The 18,560-nt window shown below is 30.7% G+C and carries 15 protein-coding genes and 1 pseudogene; 13 read left to right on the top strand and 3 right to left on the bottom strand.

Going from position 1 to position 18,560, the window contains the following annotated elements:
• Positions 1-272: 272 nt before the first annotated feature.
• From Q0F58_RS11705 to Q0F58_RS11655, 11 genes are all read left to right on the top strand, one after another.
• Positions 273-1,457 (top strand): PucR family transcriptional regulator, encoded by a 1,185-nt coding sequence (locus tag Q0F58_RS11705; RefSeq protein WP_294376675.1) that lies wholly within the window; start codon positions 273-275, stop codon positions 1,455-1,457.
• Between the two features lie 255 nt (positions 1,458-1,712).
• Complete coding sequence (locus tag Q0F58_RS11700; RefSeq protein ID WP_294376672.1) at positions 1,713-3,038, top strand: aspartate aminotransferase family protein; 1,326 nt, start codon at positions 1,713-1,715, stop codon at positions 3,036-3,038.
• The gene (locus tag Q0F58_RS11695) at positions 3,035-4,819 is read left to right on the top strand and encodes a hydantoinase B/oxoprolinase family protein (protein ID WP_294376669.1); all 1,785 of its coding nucleotides are present in this window, start codon (positions 3,035-3,037) and stop codon (positions 4,817-4,819) included. Before Q0F58_RS11700 ends, Q0F58_RS11695 begins: the two co-directional genes overlap by 4 nt.
• A gap of 19 nt (positions 4,820-4,838) precedes the next feature.
• Positions 4,839-6,950, top strand: a complete 2,112-nt coding sequence (locus Q0F58_RS11690) for a hydantoinase/oxoprolinase family protein (protein WP_294376663.1) — start codon at positions 4,839-4,841, stop codon at positions 6,948-6,950.
• Between the two features lie 43 nt (positions 6,951-6,993).
• Positions 6,994-8,016 carry an ABC transporter permease gene (locus Q0F58_RS11685; RefSeq protein WP_294376661.1) on the top strand — a complete coding sequence of 341 codons (1,023 nt, stop codon included), beginning with the start codon at positions 6,994-6,996 and terminating at the stop codon, positions 8,014-8,016.
• On the top strand, positions 8,000-8,968 hold the full coding sequence (locus Q0F58_RS11680; RefSeq protein ID WP_294376659.1) for an ABC transporter permease: 969 nt from the start codon (positions 8,000-8,002) through the stop codon (positions 8,966-8,968). The genes Q0F58_RS11685 and Q0F58_RS11680 overlap by 17 nt, the downstream gene beginning before the upstream one ends.
• Before the next feature lie 12 nt (positions 8,969-8,980).
• Positions 8,981-10,042 (top strand): sugar ABC transporter substrate-binding protein, encoded by a 1,062-nt coding sequence (locus tag Q0F58_RS11675; RefSeq protein ID WP_294376654.1) that lies wholly within the window; start codon positions 8,981-8,983, stop codon positions 10,040-10,042.
• A gap of 23 nt (positions 10,043-10,065) precedes the next feature.
• Positions 10,066-11,652, top strand: coding sequence for a sugar ABC transporter ATP-binding protein (locus Q0F58_RS11670; RefSeq protein ID WP_294376651.1), 1,587 nt, complete (start codon positions 10,066-10,068; stop codon positions 11,650-11,652).
• A gap of 15 nt (positions 11,653-11,667) precedes the next feature.
• Complete coding sequence (locus tag Q0F58_RS11665) at positions 11,668-12,273, top strand: AAA family ATPase (protein ID WP_294376648.1); 606 nt, start codon at positions 11,668-11,670, stop codon at positions 12,271-12,273.
• A gap of 90 nt (positions 12,274-12,363) precedes the next feature.
• Entirely contained in the window at positions 12,364-13,692 is a 1,329-nt protein-coding gene (locus Q0F58_RS11660) for an aminotransferase class III-fold pyridoxal phosphate-dependent enzyme (RefSeq protein WP_294376645.1), read from the top strand.
• Entirely contained in the window at positions 13,686-14,852 is a 1,167-nt protein-coding gene (locus Q0F58_RS11655; RefSeq protein WP_294376642.1) for an MFS transporter, read from the top strand. The genes Q0F58_RS11660 and Q0F58_RS11655 overlap by 7 nt, the downstream gene beginning before the upstream one ends.
• A 532-nt stretch (positions 14,853-15,384) precedes the next feature.
• On the opposite strand, the gene Q0F58_RS11650 is transcribed toward Q0F58_RS11655, so the two are convergent.
• On the bottom strand, positions 15,385-15,774 hold the full coding sequence (locus Q0F58_RS11650; RefSeq protein WP_294376639.1) for a hypothetical protein: 390 nt from the start codon (positions 15,772-15,774) through the stop codon (positions 15,385-15,387).
• 440 nt (positions 15,775-16,214) lie between these two features.
• Between Q0F58_RS11650 and Q0F58_RS11645 the strand changes: the two are divergent.
• Together Q0F58_RS11645 and Q0F58_RS11640 are read left to right on the top strand one after the other, a co-directional pair.
• A pseudogene (locus Q0F58_RS11645) lies at positions 16,215-16,499 on the top strand (ParA family protein); the annotation flags it as partial.
• Positions 16,486-16,941: a DUF6773 family protein gene (locus tag Q0F58_RS11640; RefSeq protein ID WP_294376636.1), complete on the top strand. Its 456-nt coding sequence runs from the start codon at positions 16,486-16,488 to the stop codon at positions 16,939-16,941. The pseudogene Q0F58_RS11645 and the gene Q0F58_RS11640, both read left to right, overlap by 14 nt.
• 261 nt (positions 16,942-17,202) lie before the next feature.
• On the opposite strand, the gene yaaA is transcribed toward Q0F58_RS11640, so the two are convergent.
• Both yaaA and Q0F58_RS11630 read right to left on the bottom strand, forming a co-directional pair.
• Positions 17,203-17,943: a peroxide stress protein YaaA gene (gene yaaA, locus Q0F58_RS11635; RefSeq protein ID WP_294376634.1), complete on the bottom strand. Its 741-nt coding sequence runs from the start codon at positions 17,941-17,943 to the stop codon at positions 17,203-17,205.
• Between the two features lie 12 nt (positions 17,944-17,955).
• Positions 17,956-18,420, bottom strand: a complete 465-nt coding sequence (locus tag Q0F58_RS11630; protein ID WP_294376631.1) for a peroxiredoxin — start codon at positions 18,418-18,420, stop codon at positions 17,956-17,958.
• Positions 18,421-18,560: the final 140 nt, after the last annotated feature.

The raw sequence follows: 18,560 nt of genomic DNA, 5'->3' as shown, positions 1-18,560 counted from the left end.
ACAAGATTATGAAGATCTTATTTTAAAATCTGCTTAAAAAACTAAAAAAATGTGTCTACTATATTGACATAGGTCCATTTAGAGTTTAGGATTTATTTTTTTGCACAAAAAAGGAGCTTCGCACTAATTTTTAGTGCGACAGCCCCTATATTTTTATTATTAGATATTATTGACTCATAATGTAAAAAAATTTATAATTTAAAATAAAAAAGCAAAGAGGTTCTTAATACCGCTTTGCTTTTTTTAAAATTCTTGAAAGGTGGGTGTTCTAAATGAATGTAACATGTAAGAGTATATTATCATTACCCTATGCAAAAAAAATGCATCTTTTGGCAGGAAAACAAGGATTAAACAATGAAATTCGCTGGGTTCATTATTTAGAAGAACCTAAATATACAGAATGGCTTAAGGGTGGGGAATTAATTATTATTTCTGGACTTGTTACGTCTGATGAAGAAAATCAGTTAACTGCATTAATAATGAAATTATATGAAAAGAATGTTTCAGGCGTAGTAGTAAGTCTTAGTTTTTATATTGAAAAAACTCCAAAAGCAGTAATAGATTTAGGAAATTATTTAGGCTTACCTATATTTGAGATATCAGCTAATGTAAGGATTGTTGATTTATCTAAGAGTATATGTTTTTCAATATTTGAAAAACAGAAAATTATTACTGAAACAGAAAAAATAATGCTGGATATTCTTTATGGAAGACGTCTATCTGAAAAAAGACTAAATATTATTACAAAATTAGGGTATAAAAGCACAGAGAGATATAGGGTTTTGATAATTGTAGGAGAAAAAAGTAAAAAAAATAAGTTGGTAAAAACTTATTTTTATGAAGAAGAGGAAGAGGATATTTTTGTAAATCTACAAGAATATTTACAAAATAATTATGAAGAAAAAGGCACAGCTTTTATAACAATTATTGAAGATTCTTTACTTTGGATGATTAATGAAGAAATAAGCAATGAAGAAATTATCAGTATTTGGAACGATATATCTGAGAAGTATTATGATATTGAATGGAAAATTGGTGTTAGCCAATTATTTAAGGATATACGAGATTTAAAGAGTTGTTTTGATAGCGCTGAAAGGGCAGTTGAATTTAGTAAAAATAATATGGATAAAAAGAACAAAGTTTTTTTCTATGATGATATGGTTGATTTAAGATTGTTCAGCTACATAGATAATATGGAAGGTCTAAAAAAAATGAGTGAAGATATTTTAGGCGATCTGTTAAAACAAGAAAATAAAGAATTATTAGAGATTTTAAAGGTATATATAGAAAATGATTTTAATGCAAAAAAAACAGCTGACTGTATATATATACATCAAAATACTTTTTATTATAGATTAAATAAAATAGAAAAAATAATAAAAAGAAAACTTGATTCGGCTGAAAATCAATTCATTATTATGCTGGCACTTAAAATAGAAAACCAATTTGAAATGTAGGGTACATACACAAAAAATTAAATATAATTATGTGAAAATACACAAAGAAAAAATGGGATTAATAATGAAAAATACGCAAAATAAAGTCATATTATACAGAAATTAAGAAATATTAATTTATAAAGCGATATTGCAAATAATTTTAAACAGGATAAAATGATAAACAAGAAATGCATAATGAGTTTTAGCAAAGGAGCTATCAAAAGAGATAGCTCCTTTTTGTTTTATTTATTTTTAAGGGGGTGAATTTGTAAGTTGAATAAGTACATAACTAAGAAATCTAAAATGCTTCATGATGAAACAAAAAAATATTTAGTTGACGGTGTAGGAAGCTATTTTCAAATTTCATCTTATGGAGAATATCCTATTTCAATGAAAAAAGGCAAAGGTTCTAAATTATATGATGTTGATGGAAATGAATATATTGATTATATTTTGGGATTTGGTCCAATGATTTTAGGTTATAGCAATGAAGAAATAAATAATACAGTAAAAGAGCAGATTGATTTCGGAAGCCATTACTCAGCACCCACTGAAAAACTCTTAGAACTTTCTAAAAAACTTGTAGAAATTATTCCATCAGCAGAAAGAGTTAGCTTTCAAAACTCCGGCACTGAGGTAGTAATGTATGCAATGAGATTGGCAAGAGCATATACAGGAAAATATAAAATTATTAAATTTGAAGGTCAATATCATGGCTGGTCTGATGAAGAAAAAATAAGTATTGATGCTAATAACATTGAAGAAATGGGAGACAGAGATTGTCCTAATAAGATTATACATACAAGAGGACAAAGGTTGTCATCAGCAGATGACTTGATTGTTATTCCATGGAATGACTTAGATATATTAGAAAAGTATTTACAAGAACAATCAGATAAAATAGCAGCAGTAATTATGGAACCAGTAATGTGTGACTCTGGTCCGATTTTACCAAAAGCAGAATATCTGCAAGGTGTAAGAAAGCTGACAGAGAAATACAATGTATTACTCATTTTTGATGAAGTTATTACAGGCTTTAGACTGGCCCTTGGAGGTGCACAGAGTTATTATAATGTAACTCCTGACATATCTACATTTGCGAAGGCTATAGCAAGCGGATATCCATTTGGAGCGGTTGCAGGAAAAAAGGAAATAATGGAATGTGGAATACATGCATCAGGCACATTTAATGGGAATCCTATAGGAACAGCAGCTGCACTTAAAACAATTGAAATATTATCAAGGGAAGGAGTATATGAAAAATTTGAGTATTTAGGAAGGATGTTGGAAGATGGTTTTAAAAACCTGGCAGAAAAATATAATATTAAAATTTATACAAGACATATTGGAAGTATTTTCATTCTATCTTTTGGATATAATGAGGAACCAGCTGATTTTAGGGAGTGGCTACAGAAAGCAGACGTGAATTTTTATAAAGAATTTACAAAACGCTGTGAAATTTATGGAATAAGATTTACTGATAAGCGTGGCAGAGAGTATTTATCAACCGAACATACAGAAGAAGATGTTAAAAAAACATTAGAAGTTGCTGATAAAGTTTTAGAAGAAATGATAATTGAAGGAGTTGAAGTAAAATGAGAAAAAAAATAGAGCCTTATTTAATGGCAGTATTGTCAAACAGATTGTATAGCATTGGCGTAGAAATGACAAATACAATGTTAAGAACAGCGAGATCACAGGTAATGAGTTCATGTAGAGATTTATCAACAGCCATATGTGATAGATATGGAAATTTACTTACAATGCCAACGAGTATACCAGTCCATTGTGGAAATGTTGGATTAACAGTAAAGCCGTGTTTTGAACATCCAGATGGTATAAATGAGGGGGATTTATTTTTAAATAATTCACCATATCATGGAAATACACATCATGCAGATTATACATATATTGCTCCAGTTTTTTTTGGAGGCGAATTAATGTTTTTTGCTGTAGCCAAAGGACATCAGGCTGATTGTGGTAATAGCATTCCATCAACATATCATGCACGTGCTAAAGATGTTTTTGAAGAAGGTGCATTAGACTGGCCTTGTGTAAAAATTCAAAAGAATTATGAAGATGTTGAAGATTTAATACGTGTTGCTAAGGCGAGAATAAGAGTCCCTGATATTTGGTATGGAGATTATCTTGCTGGTGTAGGATCTGCAAGAATAGGTGAGAAACGTTTAAAAGAATTCTGTGAAGAATATGATATTGATACTATTAAAGATTTCTGTGACAGTTATCAGGAATATGGTGAAAAAATGATTCGTGCAGAAATTGAAAAATTACCTGAAGGGCAATGGGAATATACCGTATACCATGATGGTGTAACTGGTGTTCACGATGATAATGTACCAATAAATATTAAGATGCAAGTCAATCCTAAAGATGGGGATATTATTGTAGATTTAAGAGATAACATGGATTCACTTGAATGGGGGCTTAATTTATCTGAAGCTACATCAGTATCTGCTGTTAGAGCTGGAATTTTAAATCATTTATCTGCAAATCTTCCTAACAATGAAGGAGTTATGAAACATTTGAAGGTACTGCTTAGAGAAGGATGCATTGTAGGAAAAGCTAAATATCCTTATTCGTCTTCAATGTGTACAACTGATTTGGCAGACAGATTAATATCAGGAACTCAGGCACTTATGAATAAATTTATGAAAGAATCAGGAATGGCAGAAGGTGGAGGTCATGGTGCTATTGGATGTTCAGTTATTTCCGGTAAAGATAGTAGAAAAAATGATTACCCATATATTACACAAATACTTGTAGGTCTTTCAGGAGGACCAGGTGTAAAGGGACATGATGGTTATATAAATTATGCAGTACCATGTGTTAATGGTGTAATGAGAGTAATGTCAGGAGAACTGCTTGAGCAACAATATCCAATGCTAATGCTTAGTAACGAAGTTGTACAAGATGCCATAGGTTCAGGAGAATTTGATTCAAGTCCGTCTTTTAAAGTATCATTTACACCACTTGATAATGAAGTTATTTTTACCAATTGTGCTGATGGAACAACAGCTGCACCAAAAGGAGCAGAAGGTGGAGAAGACAGTACATATACAATTGATTATGTATATGATTTAAACAGTGATGGTAAAGAAAAAAGATACTTACCAAGTATTTCGTCATATGCATTACAAAAAGGTGAAGTTATTTGCTCTGAAAGCACATCAGGGGGAGGATATGGAAATCCACTAAATCGTGATCCTGAGAAAGTAAAACATAGAGTCAGAGAAGGATGGATATCAATTGAAAAAGCAAGAGATACATATGGAGTTGTTATTGATACATCAACTGAACTATATTCAGTAAATATAGAAGAAACTAAAAAATTAAGAGCAATTATGATGAATAAACAATAAAAAATGGAGGCGAAGTTTTATGTCAAAGTATGTTTGTATAGATGTAGGTGGTACATTTACAGATGCTGCCGTTATGGAAAATGGAGTTTTAAGAGTATTTAAATCACCAACAACTCCGAGTGACTGGTCAGAAGGAATAATTAATTCCATGAGAGTTGCGTCTGAGCATTACAATGAAAGTTTAAAGGAATTTTTGGAATCAGCAAGTCCTGTTAATGGAGGAATGATAACACATGGATCAACAATTGCAACAAATGCTATTGTTGAAAAGAAATGTGGGAAAATAGGAATTATATGCACAGATGGATATAGAGATTCTTTTTTATGGAGAGATGGTGAAGCTTCAACTAAAGGGGCTTTTGAAATGGACATTGATTTCCCAGAGCCATTCGTTCCAAGATATCTTACTTTAGGTGTAAAAGAGAGATTTACAGCAGAAGGAGATGAGTTTTTTCCACTAGATGAGGAACAGCTAAGAGAGCAGGTGAAAATTTTAGCTGGATATAACGTTGAAGCAATTGCTGTTTGCTTTATGTGGTCAGTTGTAAATCCTGCACATGAAATAAGAGCAAGAGAAATAATACATGAAATGTATCCAGATATGTTGGTTAAAATTTCATCAGAAGTAAATCCGTGTATTCGTGAATATAGAAGATGGATTTCAACAGCATTAGACGCTTCGTTAACTAAATTAGTATCCACATATGCCAGTCAATTAAATGATAAGCTCAGAAAAGAAGGATTTATTGGTGAAATAGGTATGTTAAATGCTTATGGAGGTGTAATGCGTACAGCGGATATTGTTGAAAGACCTTTAAATTCAGTAGATTCAGGTCCGGCAATGGCTCCTATTGCTGGAAAGAAATATGCATTAGAAGATCTTAAAAAAGATGATGTGGTAATACTTGATATGGGCGGTACAACCTTTGATGTAAGTTGTGTAATGAAGGGAAATGTTTCAACTACAACAGAATCAATTGTTGGAAATGAGCTGCCAGGAATCTCAAGAGTCGATGTTCATTCTATTGGCTCAGGTGGTGGTTCAATTGCATGGGTTGATTCTGGTGGAATGTTACGTGTTGGACCAAGAAGTGCTGGAGCAGTACCAGGACCAGTTTGTTATAAAAGAGGTGGTATTTACCCAACTGTTACTGATGCAAATGTTGTTTTAGGATATCTAAATCCAACACACTTTAATGATGGACGTATGGTTTTAGATGAAGAGGCATCTTATAAGGCAATAAAAGAGCATATTGCAGATAAACTTGGTATAAGTGTATATGAAGCTGCATTTTCAATATGGGTTACTGTAAATACAAATATGATTACTGCAATTAAAGATATTACAATTTGGCAGGGAATTGATCCTAGAGATTTTGCTTGTATTTCTGGTGGAGGTGCAACAGGAGCACATGCATTGGCATTAGCAAAAGGCTTGGATATGAAGGACTTAATTATTCCAAAAGTTGCAGGAGGTTTATCAGCAGTAGGTGGCATTTTCTCAGACCTGATATCTTTATACTCTAAAAATAAATATATCAGAACTGATGAAGCAGATTATGCTGGAGTGAATAAAATTCTTGAAGAATTACATAAAAAATGTGAAAAGTTTTTTGAAGACAATGATGTTGAAGAAGATGCAAGAAATATTGAAGTATTTATGAATGCAAGGTATCCAAACCAAATCTGGGAGTTATCTGTAAGAATTGATGGCTGTTTTAAAGATGGGATATATAAAATTACACAAGAGAATATTAAATTGATTGAAGAAACATTCCACAAACAACATCAGCAGGTATTTTCAGTGAGAGATGACACATATGTAGAGTGTATCGACTGGAGTATGAAAGCTATTGGAAGTAGAAAGATAGAAGAGCGTCAGAAAGAAGAAATAAGCATAATAGAATCAAAGGAAATTGATCCAAGAGCTATTGCTGAAAAACGTGACTGTTACTTTAAAAAATATCGTGATAAAGTTCCTACAGATATATACTATGGAGAATATCTTGTTCCAGGAAATCAGTTTAATGGACCTGCTATTATTGAAGAACCAACAACAACTATTGTTATTCTTCCTGGATATCATGTGTCAGTTACTTCAAATAATAATTATCAGATCAAAGAACTATAAATATACAGCTGTTCAATAGTCAATTTTGAAGGAGGTGTTGCAATTGAAAGAGAAGAACATAAATTCTATTCAGAAATTTTTAGGTGAGAATGTAATTATTATCTGTTGCATTATAATACTGCTGGCTATGTCATGTATAAATTCTAAAATTATAAGCGGAAATAACTTATTACTTATTTTAAAGCAATGTAGTTCAATTGGATGTATTGCTGCAGCACTGACACTGGTATTAATTAGTGGAAACTGGGATTTGTCAGTAGGATCTATGGTTTCTCTCCTTGCAATAGTGTTTATTAAATTTACAAATTTATTTAGTAAATCTATGAATATCAGTTTAGCACCAGTGCTCGCCATTTTAGTTATTATAGCACTTAGTATAGTATTAAGTTCTATAAATGGAATAATAGTTGGATATGCAAGACTAAATTCTATGATAGTTACACTGGGCACAATGACGTGCTATCAGGCAATTACATATTTGGTTACTGGATCCAAGGAAACTGTAAAAGAGGATACCACATGGTTTTTTAATATGGCATCTTTAAATATTGCAGGTATCCCAGTATATACTTACTTATTCATACTATTTGTAGTTGTTTTAATATTTGTATTAGGACAAACAGAAATGGGAAGAAAGATAAAGATGGTTGGTGGAGGCTGGGAAGCCAGCAGAATGTCAGGAATTGATCCTAAGAAAACAGTTCTTTCAGCATATATATGGGTTGGACTTGCAAGTGTTATGACAGCATTAATTTTAGTTGCAAGACAAGTTACTGTAAATGGAAATGTTGGATCAGGATATGAAATGGATGCTGTTTCAGCTGTTATTATAGGTGGAACAAGCATTGCTGGAGGAAAAGGCAGTGTACTTAAAACATTTATTGCAATTTACATTCAGACAGCATTATTTAATGGTTTTACAATTTTAGGCTTATCATATTACATACAATATATTGCACAAGGAATAATTATTCTTGGAGTAGTGATTGGAACCTGCATAGGACAAAAAGGAATTATTTTTCCTAAAAAGAGCAAGGCGGTGATTAAAAATGAAAAAACAGCATAATCCTTTAAGTGTTACTAAAAGGGGAAGATTAAATATTATTACTGAATGTCCCGCTGTTTTAGTTATGATTGCTTTAATTGTTGTTTGCTCTATATATTCGAGTACATTTTATAGTTATAAGAATTTAATGAATATTTTAATGCAGAGCACTGTGACAGGAATTATGGCAGTTGGAATGACACTGTTAGTTATAAATGGTCATTTTGATCTATCCCTTGGAGTCACAATGGCAATGGCAGCAATGATTACAGCTAAATTGCAGAATATTGGGATTGTTCCTGCAATACTTATAGCTATTCTAGCAAGCATTATAGTTGGGCTTATTAATGGAGTATTTATAGTGAAGTTTAAAATTAACTGTTTTATTGTAACATTAGCTATGATGATGATTATTCGTGGAATTAACTATTTAATAAGTGAAAAAGGTTTGGTTCTAAAGAATTCAAGTCTGCGCAGCTTAGCAAAAGGCAATATAGGTGGTGTTTACTATTACACGTTTATTTTAATTATAGTAATTGCTATTGCAGAATTTTTGATCCGAAGAACAAGACATGGAAGAAATACATTTGCAATTGGTGGAAATGCAGAATTTGCCAGAAATGTTGGAATTAATGTTAATAAAGTTACAATATTAAATTTTATTATAGCATCTACAATCGGAGGTGCTGCTGGTGTATTGCAGCTTGCAAGACAAAGCAGTGCAACTCCGCTTATGGGATATCCTAATACAGCAATGGATGTACTTGCATGTGTTGTACTTGGAGGAACCAAGTTAAGTGGAGGATACGGAGGAATGTATAAGACCTTAGCAGGGGTGCTTACAATGCAGCTGGTTCAAAATGGAATGAATATGTTAAAATGTTCATCACAAATGCAGGACATTGTATCTGGTGTAGTTCTTATACTGATTATTGCTTTTGATAGGTACAATGGATTAAAGAAAAAGGCTTAAGGAGGCAATATTATGAAAAAAAAATTAATGAAAAGATTATCACTAATGGCAGCAGGTATTATAACAATCATTTCTTTTGCAGGATGTGGAGGAATTGATGCAGGAGCTGGAAATACTAATGAATATGGTCAGGTTAAAGATGAGGTTAAATATTATACCTATGATGACGTGGCAGAAATTGATAAATCAAAAGATTATAGTGATTTAAAGATAGGAATTTCAATGGGAACCTTAAATAAGGATACTTTTTCAGAGTTTGGTTCAAAAACAGCTAAGAAAAGAATAGAAGAATATGGTGCACAGTGTGTATTAACTGATGCAAATTATGATATTGCAACACAGATTGCCAATATTGAAGATTTGATTCAGCAGGGCTGTAATCTTATTATGGTAAATCCAGTAGACGGGGATGCGCTTATTTCAGCATATGAAGAATGTAAAGATGCAGGAATTCCAGTTGTATTTTGGTTCCAGCCGGTTACAGAAAACAATAAGGATCTTGTAACATTTGTATGTGGTGGAGATGAAGCGTTAATTGCTGAAAATGCTTTTAAATCATTGAAAGAAGCCATGGGTGAAGGAGAAAAGAAAATTGCATTTTTATCTGCTACAGTAGGCTATACAATGTCAGACGTTCGTGAAGAAAAAATTAAAGAGTTAGTGGAAGCTGACCCTTCAATAGATTTCATTTCAGATATTCAATATACTGACTGGGTTCGTGAAACAGCACAGGATAAAATGGAATCTTTACTAAGTAAATACGGAGATGAAATTGGTGGAGTTATTGCAATAAATGATAACACAGCTCTTGGTGCATATGATGCATTAAAAACTTATGGATTACAAGATTCTATTCCTGTTGTATCAAATAATATGTACGCAGAAGGATACAAATCAATTTCAGAAGGTAAATTATATTCTTCTAATACAGAAGATATTATTTTAGAAACAGAATTCTGTATTGATAACTGTATGAAATATTTAAAAGGCGAAGATGTTTCATATTACAATTACGATAAAACAATTAATTGTAATCAGAATAATTACAAAGACGTAGAATCACCAATATATTAATGTAAAGATTTGGAGTGATTATTATGCAGAATGGAAATTATGATATTAAAAATGGATTTCCTCAAGAACTCGCAACCAATGATTATCCAGAAAAATTAATTGACAATGAAGAACTGCCTGTATTAAAAATATGTAATATGTCTAAATCATTCAAGAATAATCATGTATTAGAATGTATAAATCTTGATTTATATAAAGGCGAGGTTTTAGCAATTTGCGGTGAAAATGGAGCGGGGAAATCCACATTAATGAAATATATTGCAGGTGTTCATGGAAAAGATAAAGGAATTGGCTGCATGTATTATCAGGGAGTAAAAACAAAATTTAAAAATCCAATGGAAGCCAGGGAAGCTGGCATAAGAATTATCTTTCAAGAATTATCTTTGATACCAGAATTAAGTATTGCTGAGAATATGTATCTCGGCAATATTCCAATGAAACATGGACTTGTAGATTGGAAAAAATTGAATAGCGATGCCAGGGAAGTATTAAATTATATTGAGTTGGACATTGATCCATCTATTCTGGTAAAAAACTTATCAATTTCACATCAGCAGATGATAGAAATTGCAAGAGCATTAACAATTGAGCCTAAGATTATGATATTTGATGAACCAACATCATCACTTACTGATAAAGAGAAAATATTATTATTTCGTAATATACAGAGGCTTAAGAAAAAGGGTGTAGCCATTATTTATATTTCACATAAAATGGATGAAATATTTGAGCTTAGTGATAGGATATTTGTTTTGAAGGATGGAAAAAATTCTGCAGTATTAAATACAAAAGAAACAAATATTGATGAAGTCATTAAGTATATGATTGGGCGAACTCTTGATAATCTGTATTATAAGAATAATGAAAAAAACATTAAAAAAAATAATGCTCTTGAGGTGGAAAATTTTAAACTTGAAAATATATTTGAGAATATTTCCTTTTCGTTAAAGGAAGGAGAAGTATTAGGTTTTTATGGCTTAGTTGGTGCAGGAAGATCTGAAATTGTTGAGACAATATTTGGCGCAAGAAAGAAAACTTCAGGAAACTTAAAGATATATGGCAAAGAGGCCACAATAACATCGCCAAAACAAGGAATTAAACAAGGAATAATGTTATTACCAGAAAGCAGAAAGACACAGGGATTAGTGTTGTGTTCAGACTGCATTGAAAATACAACAATAGCTTCTTTGAAAAAAATGAAAAAGAATAAATTGTTAAGCAAAGGAAAAGAAAAAGATATATATGGTTATTACAAAGAATTGTTAAATATCCGAGCAAAAAGTGGTGAGGAATTAACAGAAAATTTGTCAGGTGGAAATCAGCAAAAAATAGTACTTGCTAAATGTCTTGCAACAGATCCTAAAATTCTTATTTTAGATGAACCTACACGAGGAATTGATATAGTTGCAAAGGCAGAAATTTATAAATTAATAAGTAAAATCACAGAAAAGGGTGTTTCAGTAATAGTAATTTCTTCTGAAATGCCAGAAATTATTGGAATATGTAACCGCGTAATAGCAGTTAGAAATGGAAGAATTACAGGAGATTTTTCTGGAAATGAGATAACAGAAGAAAATCTTATTAGTGCTATTCAAATTGATGATAAATAGGGAGGCTGGTTAATAATGAAGCATAATGTAATAACAGTTACAAGACAATTTGGAAGTCTTGGAAGACCTATAGCAAAATTGATTGCAAAGAAAATGAATATTAAATATTATGACCGTGATATTATTGAGGCTACAGCAGAAATGCTGGGAATTCCAGTAGGACAATTTCAAGAATTAAAAGAAAAGAAACTTACAGCTTATGACAAGATGATGTATCCATTAGGAATTGGAGATATGGTGATGCAGGACAAAATATTTGAGGCTGAAAAAAAGGTTATATTGGATTTAGCAGCTAAAGAAGATTGTCTAATAGTTGGACGTTGTGCTGATTATATTTTGTATAATTCTGATATTTGTAATACTTTCAATGTTTTTATATATGCTCCATATGAAGACAGAAAAAAGAATTGTCATGTGGAATTTGGCATTGTGCCTGAATTTGCAGATGATTATATTGTAAAAGTAGATGCAAGCCGTTCTAGTGTGTATGAACGATATACTGGAAGTGAATTTATGTCACTGGCATATAGGAATATGCTCATTGACAGTTCAAAAATGAGTAAAGACGATGTAGCAGATATAATAATAGACGCTGCTACAAAGTCTTTTAACAATAAATAAAAATTATTTAATTTTATTTGTCAGTTTTAAATTTATGTTTTTAAAACATTATATTTATTAAAAAATAAACTGTTACAAGGAGGAAGAGTAATGGACAGTAAATTATCAATGGATTTATTTATGAAGTATTGTAAGGAACAACCAGAAGTATTAGGAGGAAAGAAAAGGCTTAAACTTGATAAATCTTTTGCTGCATTTGAAAATGCAAAAAAATTTATTCCAGGTGGAATATGTGGAGCCAGAGGACCAGAAAATTATATTATAGGAGAATATCCTATATATATTGAATCAGGTAAATATGGGCATTGTGTTGATTTAGATGGAAATGAATATGTCGATTATATGTGTGGATACGGACCGGTTACATTAGGTTATGCTATGCCAGAAATAGATGAAGCCGTAAAGAAGCAGATAGATAAGGGATTCTGTTTTACAATTCCACAAAATTTACAAAATGTTTTAGCGGAAAAACTACAAGAGATTATTCCATGTGCTGAAAAAACAATTTTCGGAAAAACAGGTACTGATGCTGTAGTTTCTGCAATTAAAGTTGCTAGAGCTTATACAAAGAAGGAATATATTTTAACAAGTGGATATCATGGATGGACAGATGAAATTCTTTCAGGACCAGATGGTGGAGCCTTAAAAGCAACAAGAGCTTATACAAAATGGTTTAAATATGGAGATTATGAAGGATATGAGGCAGCAGTAAAGGATGGAAATGTAGCAGCAATATTGATTTCTACTAAGACAGGTGGTCCAGCTCAAGGAATACAATATGATCCGGAATTTATTAGAAAGTTAAGAAAATTAGCTTCTGATAATGATGTGGTTTTAATTTTTGATGAAATTAGAAATGGATTCAGATATGGTATGGATGGCGGAATGACAGAAATGGGAGTTATCCCTGATCTAGCTATATTTGGAAAAGGAATAGCAAATGGATATGCAATTTCAGCACTTTGTGGAAAAGCTGAAATGATGGAAACATGTGCAAAAGAACATACTGATGATGGAGCATATATTTCATCAACATTTTTTGTAAATACATTAGATATGGCAGCAGCATTAAAAACAATAGAATTTTATGAAGAACATGATGTTATGAAAGTAATGAAAGAAAAGACAGATTATTATAATGATAATGTTGATATAATAATAAAAGAACATAAAGCTCCAATGCTAAATATAGGATATGGTGCACAACCAGCTTTTGCATTTGACAGAAAGGCAATGGGAGAAGAATTATTCGCAGCCAGATCAATTATGCTATTTACATATATCATACGTTCAGGTTTATTGATTCATCCATGGCGACAACAATATTTTATGTATTCTCATACAAAAGAAGATATAGATCGTTCTTTGAAAGCTTTGGATGAAGGTCTTACTTTAGTTCAGGAAAAATATTCATGGTAACATCAAAAAAATATTACAACAACAGATATATTTTACTATTTATTGCAACTGTTATAAATTTTCCAGCAGGTAGCGCAGCAATATGGTCAATTTTCCAACCTTATGCAATGAAGTATTTTAACATTGATATAGGATTTGCGAATATGCCTTTTTCAGTATATATGGAAATGTTTGTAATAGGAAATATATTTGCAGGATACTTGCAAACAAAGCTTTTGCCTGCACCATGTATATATCTTTTTTCAGGAATTATGTGCTTAGGCTATTTATTATCAGGTTTCATTTCTTCTGAGTATCCCATTTTTATAGTATTAACATATGGGGTTTTAAGCGGATTAGGAAGTGGAGCATCATATAATATAATTTTATCAACAATAACAAAGTGGTTTAATGATAAAAAGGGACTTGCCAGTGGCATAGTTGTTTGTGCTGTTGGAATGAATGGATTTATTATGTCTCCTTTATGTAATAAATTACTTTTTGTGTATGGTTTTTCAAAATCTATGATTCTTATTGCGTTAATATATGGAATAATAATTGGAGCAGGAGCATGGATTATACATTTACCTGATATTGACGGAAAGGCAGTTGAGAAAACTCATGAGTCTGTATTAGTTAAAAATTATACGCCTAAAGAATTAATAAAAAAGAAAGAATTTTACTTTATATCAGGCGCTATGGCATTTGGAATGGCTACATATTTTATAATAAGTCCCATGACAAAAACCTTAGGTTTGCAGAGAGGATTATCTGAAACTGAAGCGGTTATGGCAGTAATGATTATAGCAGTTGCAAATTGTCTTGGCAGGCTAATTTCTACTTCACTGAGTGATATTATTGGACGAAAGAAAACTTTGATAATCTTATATTTATTAACAGGAATTTCAGCATTAATATTATTAAATGCCAGTAATATTATATATATTATATGTGTTAGTTTAATATCATTTGGTTATGGCGGGATGTTTGGTGTTTTTCCAGTTGTAGCAATAGAGCAATTTGGAAGTAAATATTCAGGATTAAATTATGGAATCATAATGATTGGATATGGAATAGTATCTTTATTTTGTCCATATTTAGTTGCAATTGGAATTACATTTGCTTTTCTTGCTGCAGTTATTTCATGCGTTATTGGAATAATATTAATATATAAAATATGAAATGCTAAAAAGAGATATTCTACAACGGGGTAGAATATAAAAAGAAATAAAAAGGTTAAAAGCAATCATATTAAGTTTATTAAGATTTATTGTTTAATTGTAGATATTGATAAGACTAGATATACAAAAGCCAGGATATTTAATATTCTGGCTTTTGTATACACTAATTTGATATTTAATTGCACAAGAGGTACAATAAGTTTACATAATAAGTACAACAGGTACAGGAAGCGTATAATAAGATATAGATATAACTTATGGAAAGAAAGATCAGAAGTTTAAGAGAATTAATGTGGCTTTTTTGATATAACTCATGAATATATAACAACTAAAAGCAGAAGACATGGTATTACTGCTACTGTTTTTTAATCAGATCATTTAGAAATACAGGTAAAAATAAGAAATGTATTTTCGTGTATGACAGCTGTCATACATTGAAAGATGAAATAAGAAGTATTAGTTCATTAATTAAATATTGAAAATAGTAAGATAAATCCAGGGTATATTCTGCCCTGGATTTATCTTATTAATGTTATAAATCACTTCGTACATTTTGTGTACTTGCATTTACATAGCATCCATCAACTTTGCTGCCATTAGAATAAAATTCAAAATGATATTCATTTGAAGAATTTAATTGCTGATTACAGTTTGTTGTAAATTTATATCCACTCATATGAGAATTAGAAAAATATGCTTTAGCAATAGCAAGGCATTCATTGTATGAATGTTTACTTGAAGAATTATTTTTCCATACTCCGTTGGAATCTACATAGTAGCTTCCAATCCATTTATTTTGAGCCATTGCACCATTATTGTCGAAATAATACCACTTTCCGCCTATCTGATTCCAGCCGCATAAAGTAATAGCTCCTTCATCCATTGGAGAGAAGTAATACCATTTGCCGCCTATTTGTACCATCCTGTATTGTATGCATATACTGGAAGGCTCATAAGACTTGATAATAACAATGAACTAATAATTAATTTTTTCATGATTAATACCCCCATATAACAATATTTTTTACATTATATATTATAGCACTATTTGGTATTTATTTGTAATTATCAAAACTTATCCACAGATAAAAAATATGTAGGACATATATTTCTAGTATTTATATAGTATTTAGGAGGCTTATAAGGCAGGCGTGTTGGGAACTCTGAAAGTGAAAGGTTATTAATCTTGACATTAATAGATTTAATTCATTTGGTACATATCTATCAGACCTCCCTAGGTAAGAACACGTACTTTCACCTCATATATCTGCCACATTTACTCTAGCTATTTTGGATAGTTATAGGGCTTTATTTTGTCATGTAAGTTCACACATAGCTTTAAGCCTATAAAATAAAGGTGGAGTTGGAAAATCAACATCTACTTATAATTTGGGTTATGAGTTAAGTAGATTGGATAAAAAAACATTAATAATAGATTTAGATCCACAAAGTAGTTTAAGTGTATATGTTGGGTTAAATCCATTAGATAAGTATGCCAGTATAGAAAATGTATTTAAAGGAAACATGGAAATAGAGAATGTTTTAAAAAAAGCATTAAGCAAAATAAAAAAAGACTATGATTTTATACTAACACCAAGCCTTGATGATTTATTTTGGGAGGATGAAGAGGAAAATGAAGATATTTAAGAAAAATAATTTGGATGAAAGACAAGAATTAAAACTTTTAAAGATTGAACACAATGGATGCTGGCTGGCATTTTGGGGGGTATTTATTGCGATATTAATTCAGAGTGTTTTGAATAATGCAACAGCTAAAGATATACTTGGAGAAGTATCTGTTTTAATTTGTATGATAGTTTATCCTCTTTATGGGTGTATAAAAAATGGAATTTGGGATAGGAGATTACAACCAACTTTCAAGACTAATGCTATAATAAGTGTAATTACAGGAATATTATTGGGAGTTTTTGAGTCTATAGTATCTTATTATAAATATAATGAAATTTCTGGGGCTATTGTGACTGGTGTATTTATTTTTGTAAGTACAAGTATATTAGCTATTGTATTACTATCAATACTTAGTGCTGTGTATAAAAAAAGAATAAAAAAATTAGAGGATGTAGAGTAGGTATAAAGAACGGAAAATATAGAAATCAAAATTGGATGTAACATTAAAAGTATATAATATTTGATGTTGCATCCTTTTTAATTTGGTAATCTTCTAGTCTTATTATAATAAGCTGTGGGGGTTATTAAATGCTGGTGCATTAAAAGTATTTTAATAAAAGTTAAAGAAAAACTATTTATAGTAAAAATGGTTTTATAATATAAAAAGTAGGAGTCGCATTAAATATTGTATGAAATAATTTTTATGCGACGGTCCCTTATATTATTTTAGAAATACGTATTCATTTAGTGTTGAATGTTTTTCTGAATAAGTAAATGAAAGATCAGAAAAATTTTTAATATTTTCAATGTTATTTATATTATTTTGAGCTAGATATCTAACCATAAGACCTCTGGCCATTTTAGCTTCTGTTGCCTTAACTTTTATTTTTGAATCATTTAAGGTTCCAAATATACATGTGATAAATTTATCGTCTTTAGTAAGATATTTTTCTATACATCTACTGTATTCTTTTGAAGCTAAGTTTAAAATTATATTGCTATCCTTTGTAACTTCTTTATAAATACTGTCACCCCAGAAATCATAAAGGTTTTTATAATTTTCATATTTAAGTTTTGCCTGCATTTCAAGTCTGTAGGGTACAACACCATCAAAGGGGGCTAAAACACCATAAAATCCAGAAAGAATTTTCAAATGTTTATTTACATAGTCAAATTCTTCACAAGTAAATGAATTAGGAGACATATATTTATATTGGATTCCATCATATGATAATAATGCTGGGGTTAAGTTTGACGATAAATCCATAGAAAAATATCTATCAAAATTAAGCTTGGCAATATCATCATTACAACAAAGCAGTTTTTTTAAATCAGTATAAGATAAATTACTCAAGAAATTACATAGTAACTGAGTTTTTTCAATCATAGATGGAATTGATTTATGAATTAAATCATCATTACATACATTCATTTTTTTGGCTGGTGAAATAATTATGTTCATTAATAAGTACCATTAATTATTGTGTAGGTATTCTAATACGTCGTTAGCATTTTCAGCAGCTTTTACTTTATCGAATACTTTATCAATAATTCCATCCTTTATTATATAAGTAGTACGAACTACTCCCATTGAAACTTTTCCATAAATTTTCTTTTCTTTATAAACATCATATGCATTTATGGCTTTTAATTCTGGATCTGACAGTAATATAAAAGGAAGTTCTTGTTTCGTAGCAAAATTCATATGTGATTTTACACTATCCTTACTTACACCTATTACTGGAACATTAAGTTTTTCGTATTCAGAATATGTATCTCTAAATCCACATGCTTGTTTTGTACACCCTAATGTTGAATCTTTTGGATAAAAATATAAAACAACTGTATGGTATTTTTCTAATATAATGCTTAATGTGACTTCATTACCATGTTTATCTAATAGACAAAAATCTGGAGCTTTTACTCCTGCTTGTAACATAAAATCATCTGCTACTTAAAATGTAATCAAATATAAACATTTTAAGAATATTACTGTTTCAACGTATCTGCTTTTGCTATTAAAGCTACTTGCATTTGATATGATACTCCACAGTCGTAAATTCCCGACTAGCCATCGGT

Source organism: uncultured Clostridium sp., from assembly GCF_934754915.1.
Taxonomy (GTDB): Bacteria; Bacillota; Clostridia; order Clostridiales; family Clostridiaceae; genus Clostridium.
The sequence above is the reverse complement of the archived record's forward strand: the minus strand, read 5'-3'. Positions and strand labels throughout refer to the sequence as shown.

Coding starts and splice junctions, on each gene's coding strand:
- Q0F58_RS11705 (WP_294376675.1), top strand. CDS start 273: ATGAATGTAACATGTAAGAGTATATTATCATTACCCTATGCAAAAAAA.
- Q0F58_RS11695 (WP_294376669.1), top strand. CDS start 3,035: ATGAGAAAAAAAATAGAGCCTTATTTAATGGCAGTATTGTCAAACAGA.
- Q0F58_RS11690 (WP_294376663.1), top strand. CDS start 4,839: ATGTCAAAGTATGTTTGTATAGATGTAGGTGGTACATTTACAGATGCT.
- Q0F58_RS11680 (WP_294376659.1), top strand. CDS start 8,000: ATGAAAAAACAGCATAATCCTTTAAGTGTTACTAAAAGGGGAAGATTA.
- Q0F58_RS11675 (WP_294376654.1), top strand. CDS start 8,981: ATGAAAAAAAAATTAATGAAAAGATTATCACTAATGGCAGCAGGTATT.
- Q0F58_RS11670 (WP_294376651.1), top strand. CDS start 10,066: ATGCAGAATGGAAATTATGATATTAAAAATGGATTTCCTCAAGAACTC.
- Q0F58_RS11665 (WP_294376648.1), top strand. CDS start 11,668: ATGAAGCATAATGTAATAACAGTTACAAGACAATTTGGAAGTCTTGGA.
- Q0F58_RS11660 (WP_294376645.1), top strand. CDS start 12,364: ATGGACAGTAAATTATCAATGGATTTATTTATGAAGTATTGTAAGGAA.
- Q0F58_RS11655 (WP_294376642.1), top strand. CDS start 13,686: ATGGTAACATCAAAAAAATATTACAACAACAGATATATTTTACTATTT.
- Q0F58_RS11650 (WP_294376639.1), bottom strand. CDS start 15,774: ATGGTACAAATAGGCGGCAAATGGTATTACTTCTCTCCAATGGATGAA.
- Q0F58_RS11640 (WP_294376636.1), top strand. CDS start 16,486: ATGAAGATATTTAAGAAAAATAATTTGGATGAAAGACAAGAATTAAAA.
- yaaA (WP_294376634.1), bottom strand. CDS start 17,943: ATGAACATAATTATTTCACCAGCCAAAAAAATGAATGTATGTAATGAT.
- Q0F58_RS11630 (WP_294376631.1), bottom strand. CDS start 18,420: ATGTTACAAGCAGGAGTAAAAGCTCCAGATTTTTGTCTATTAGATAAA.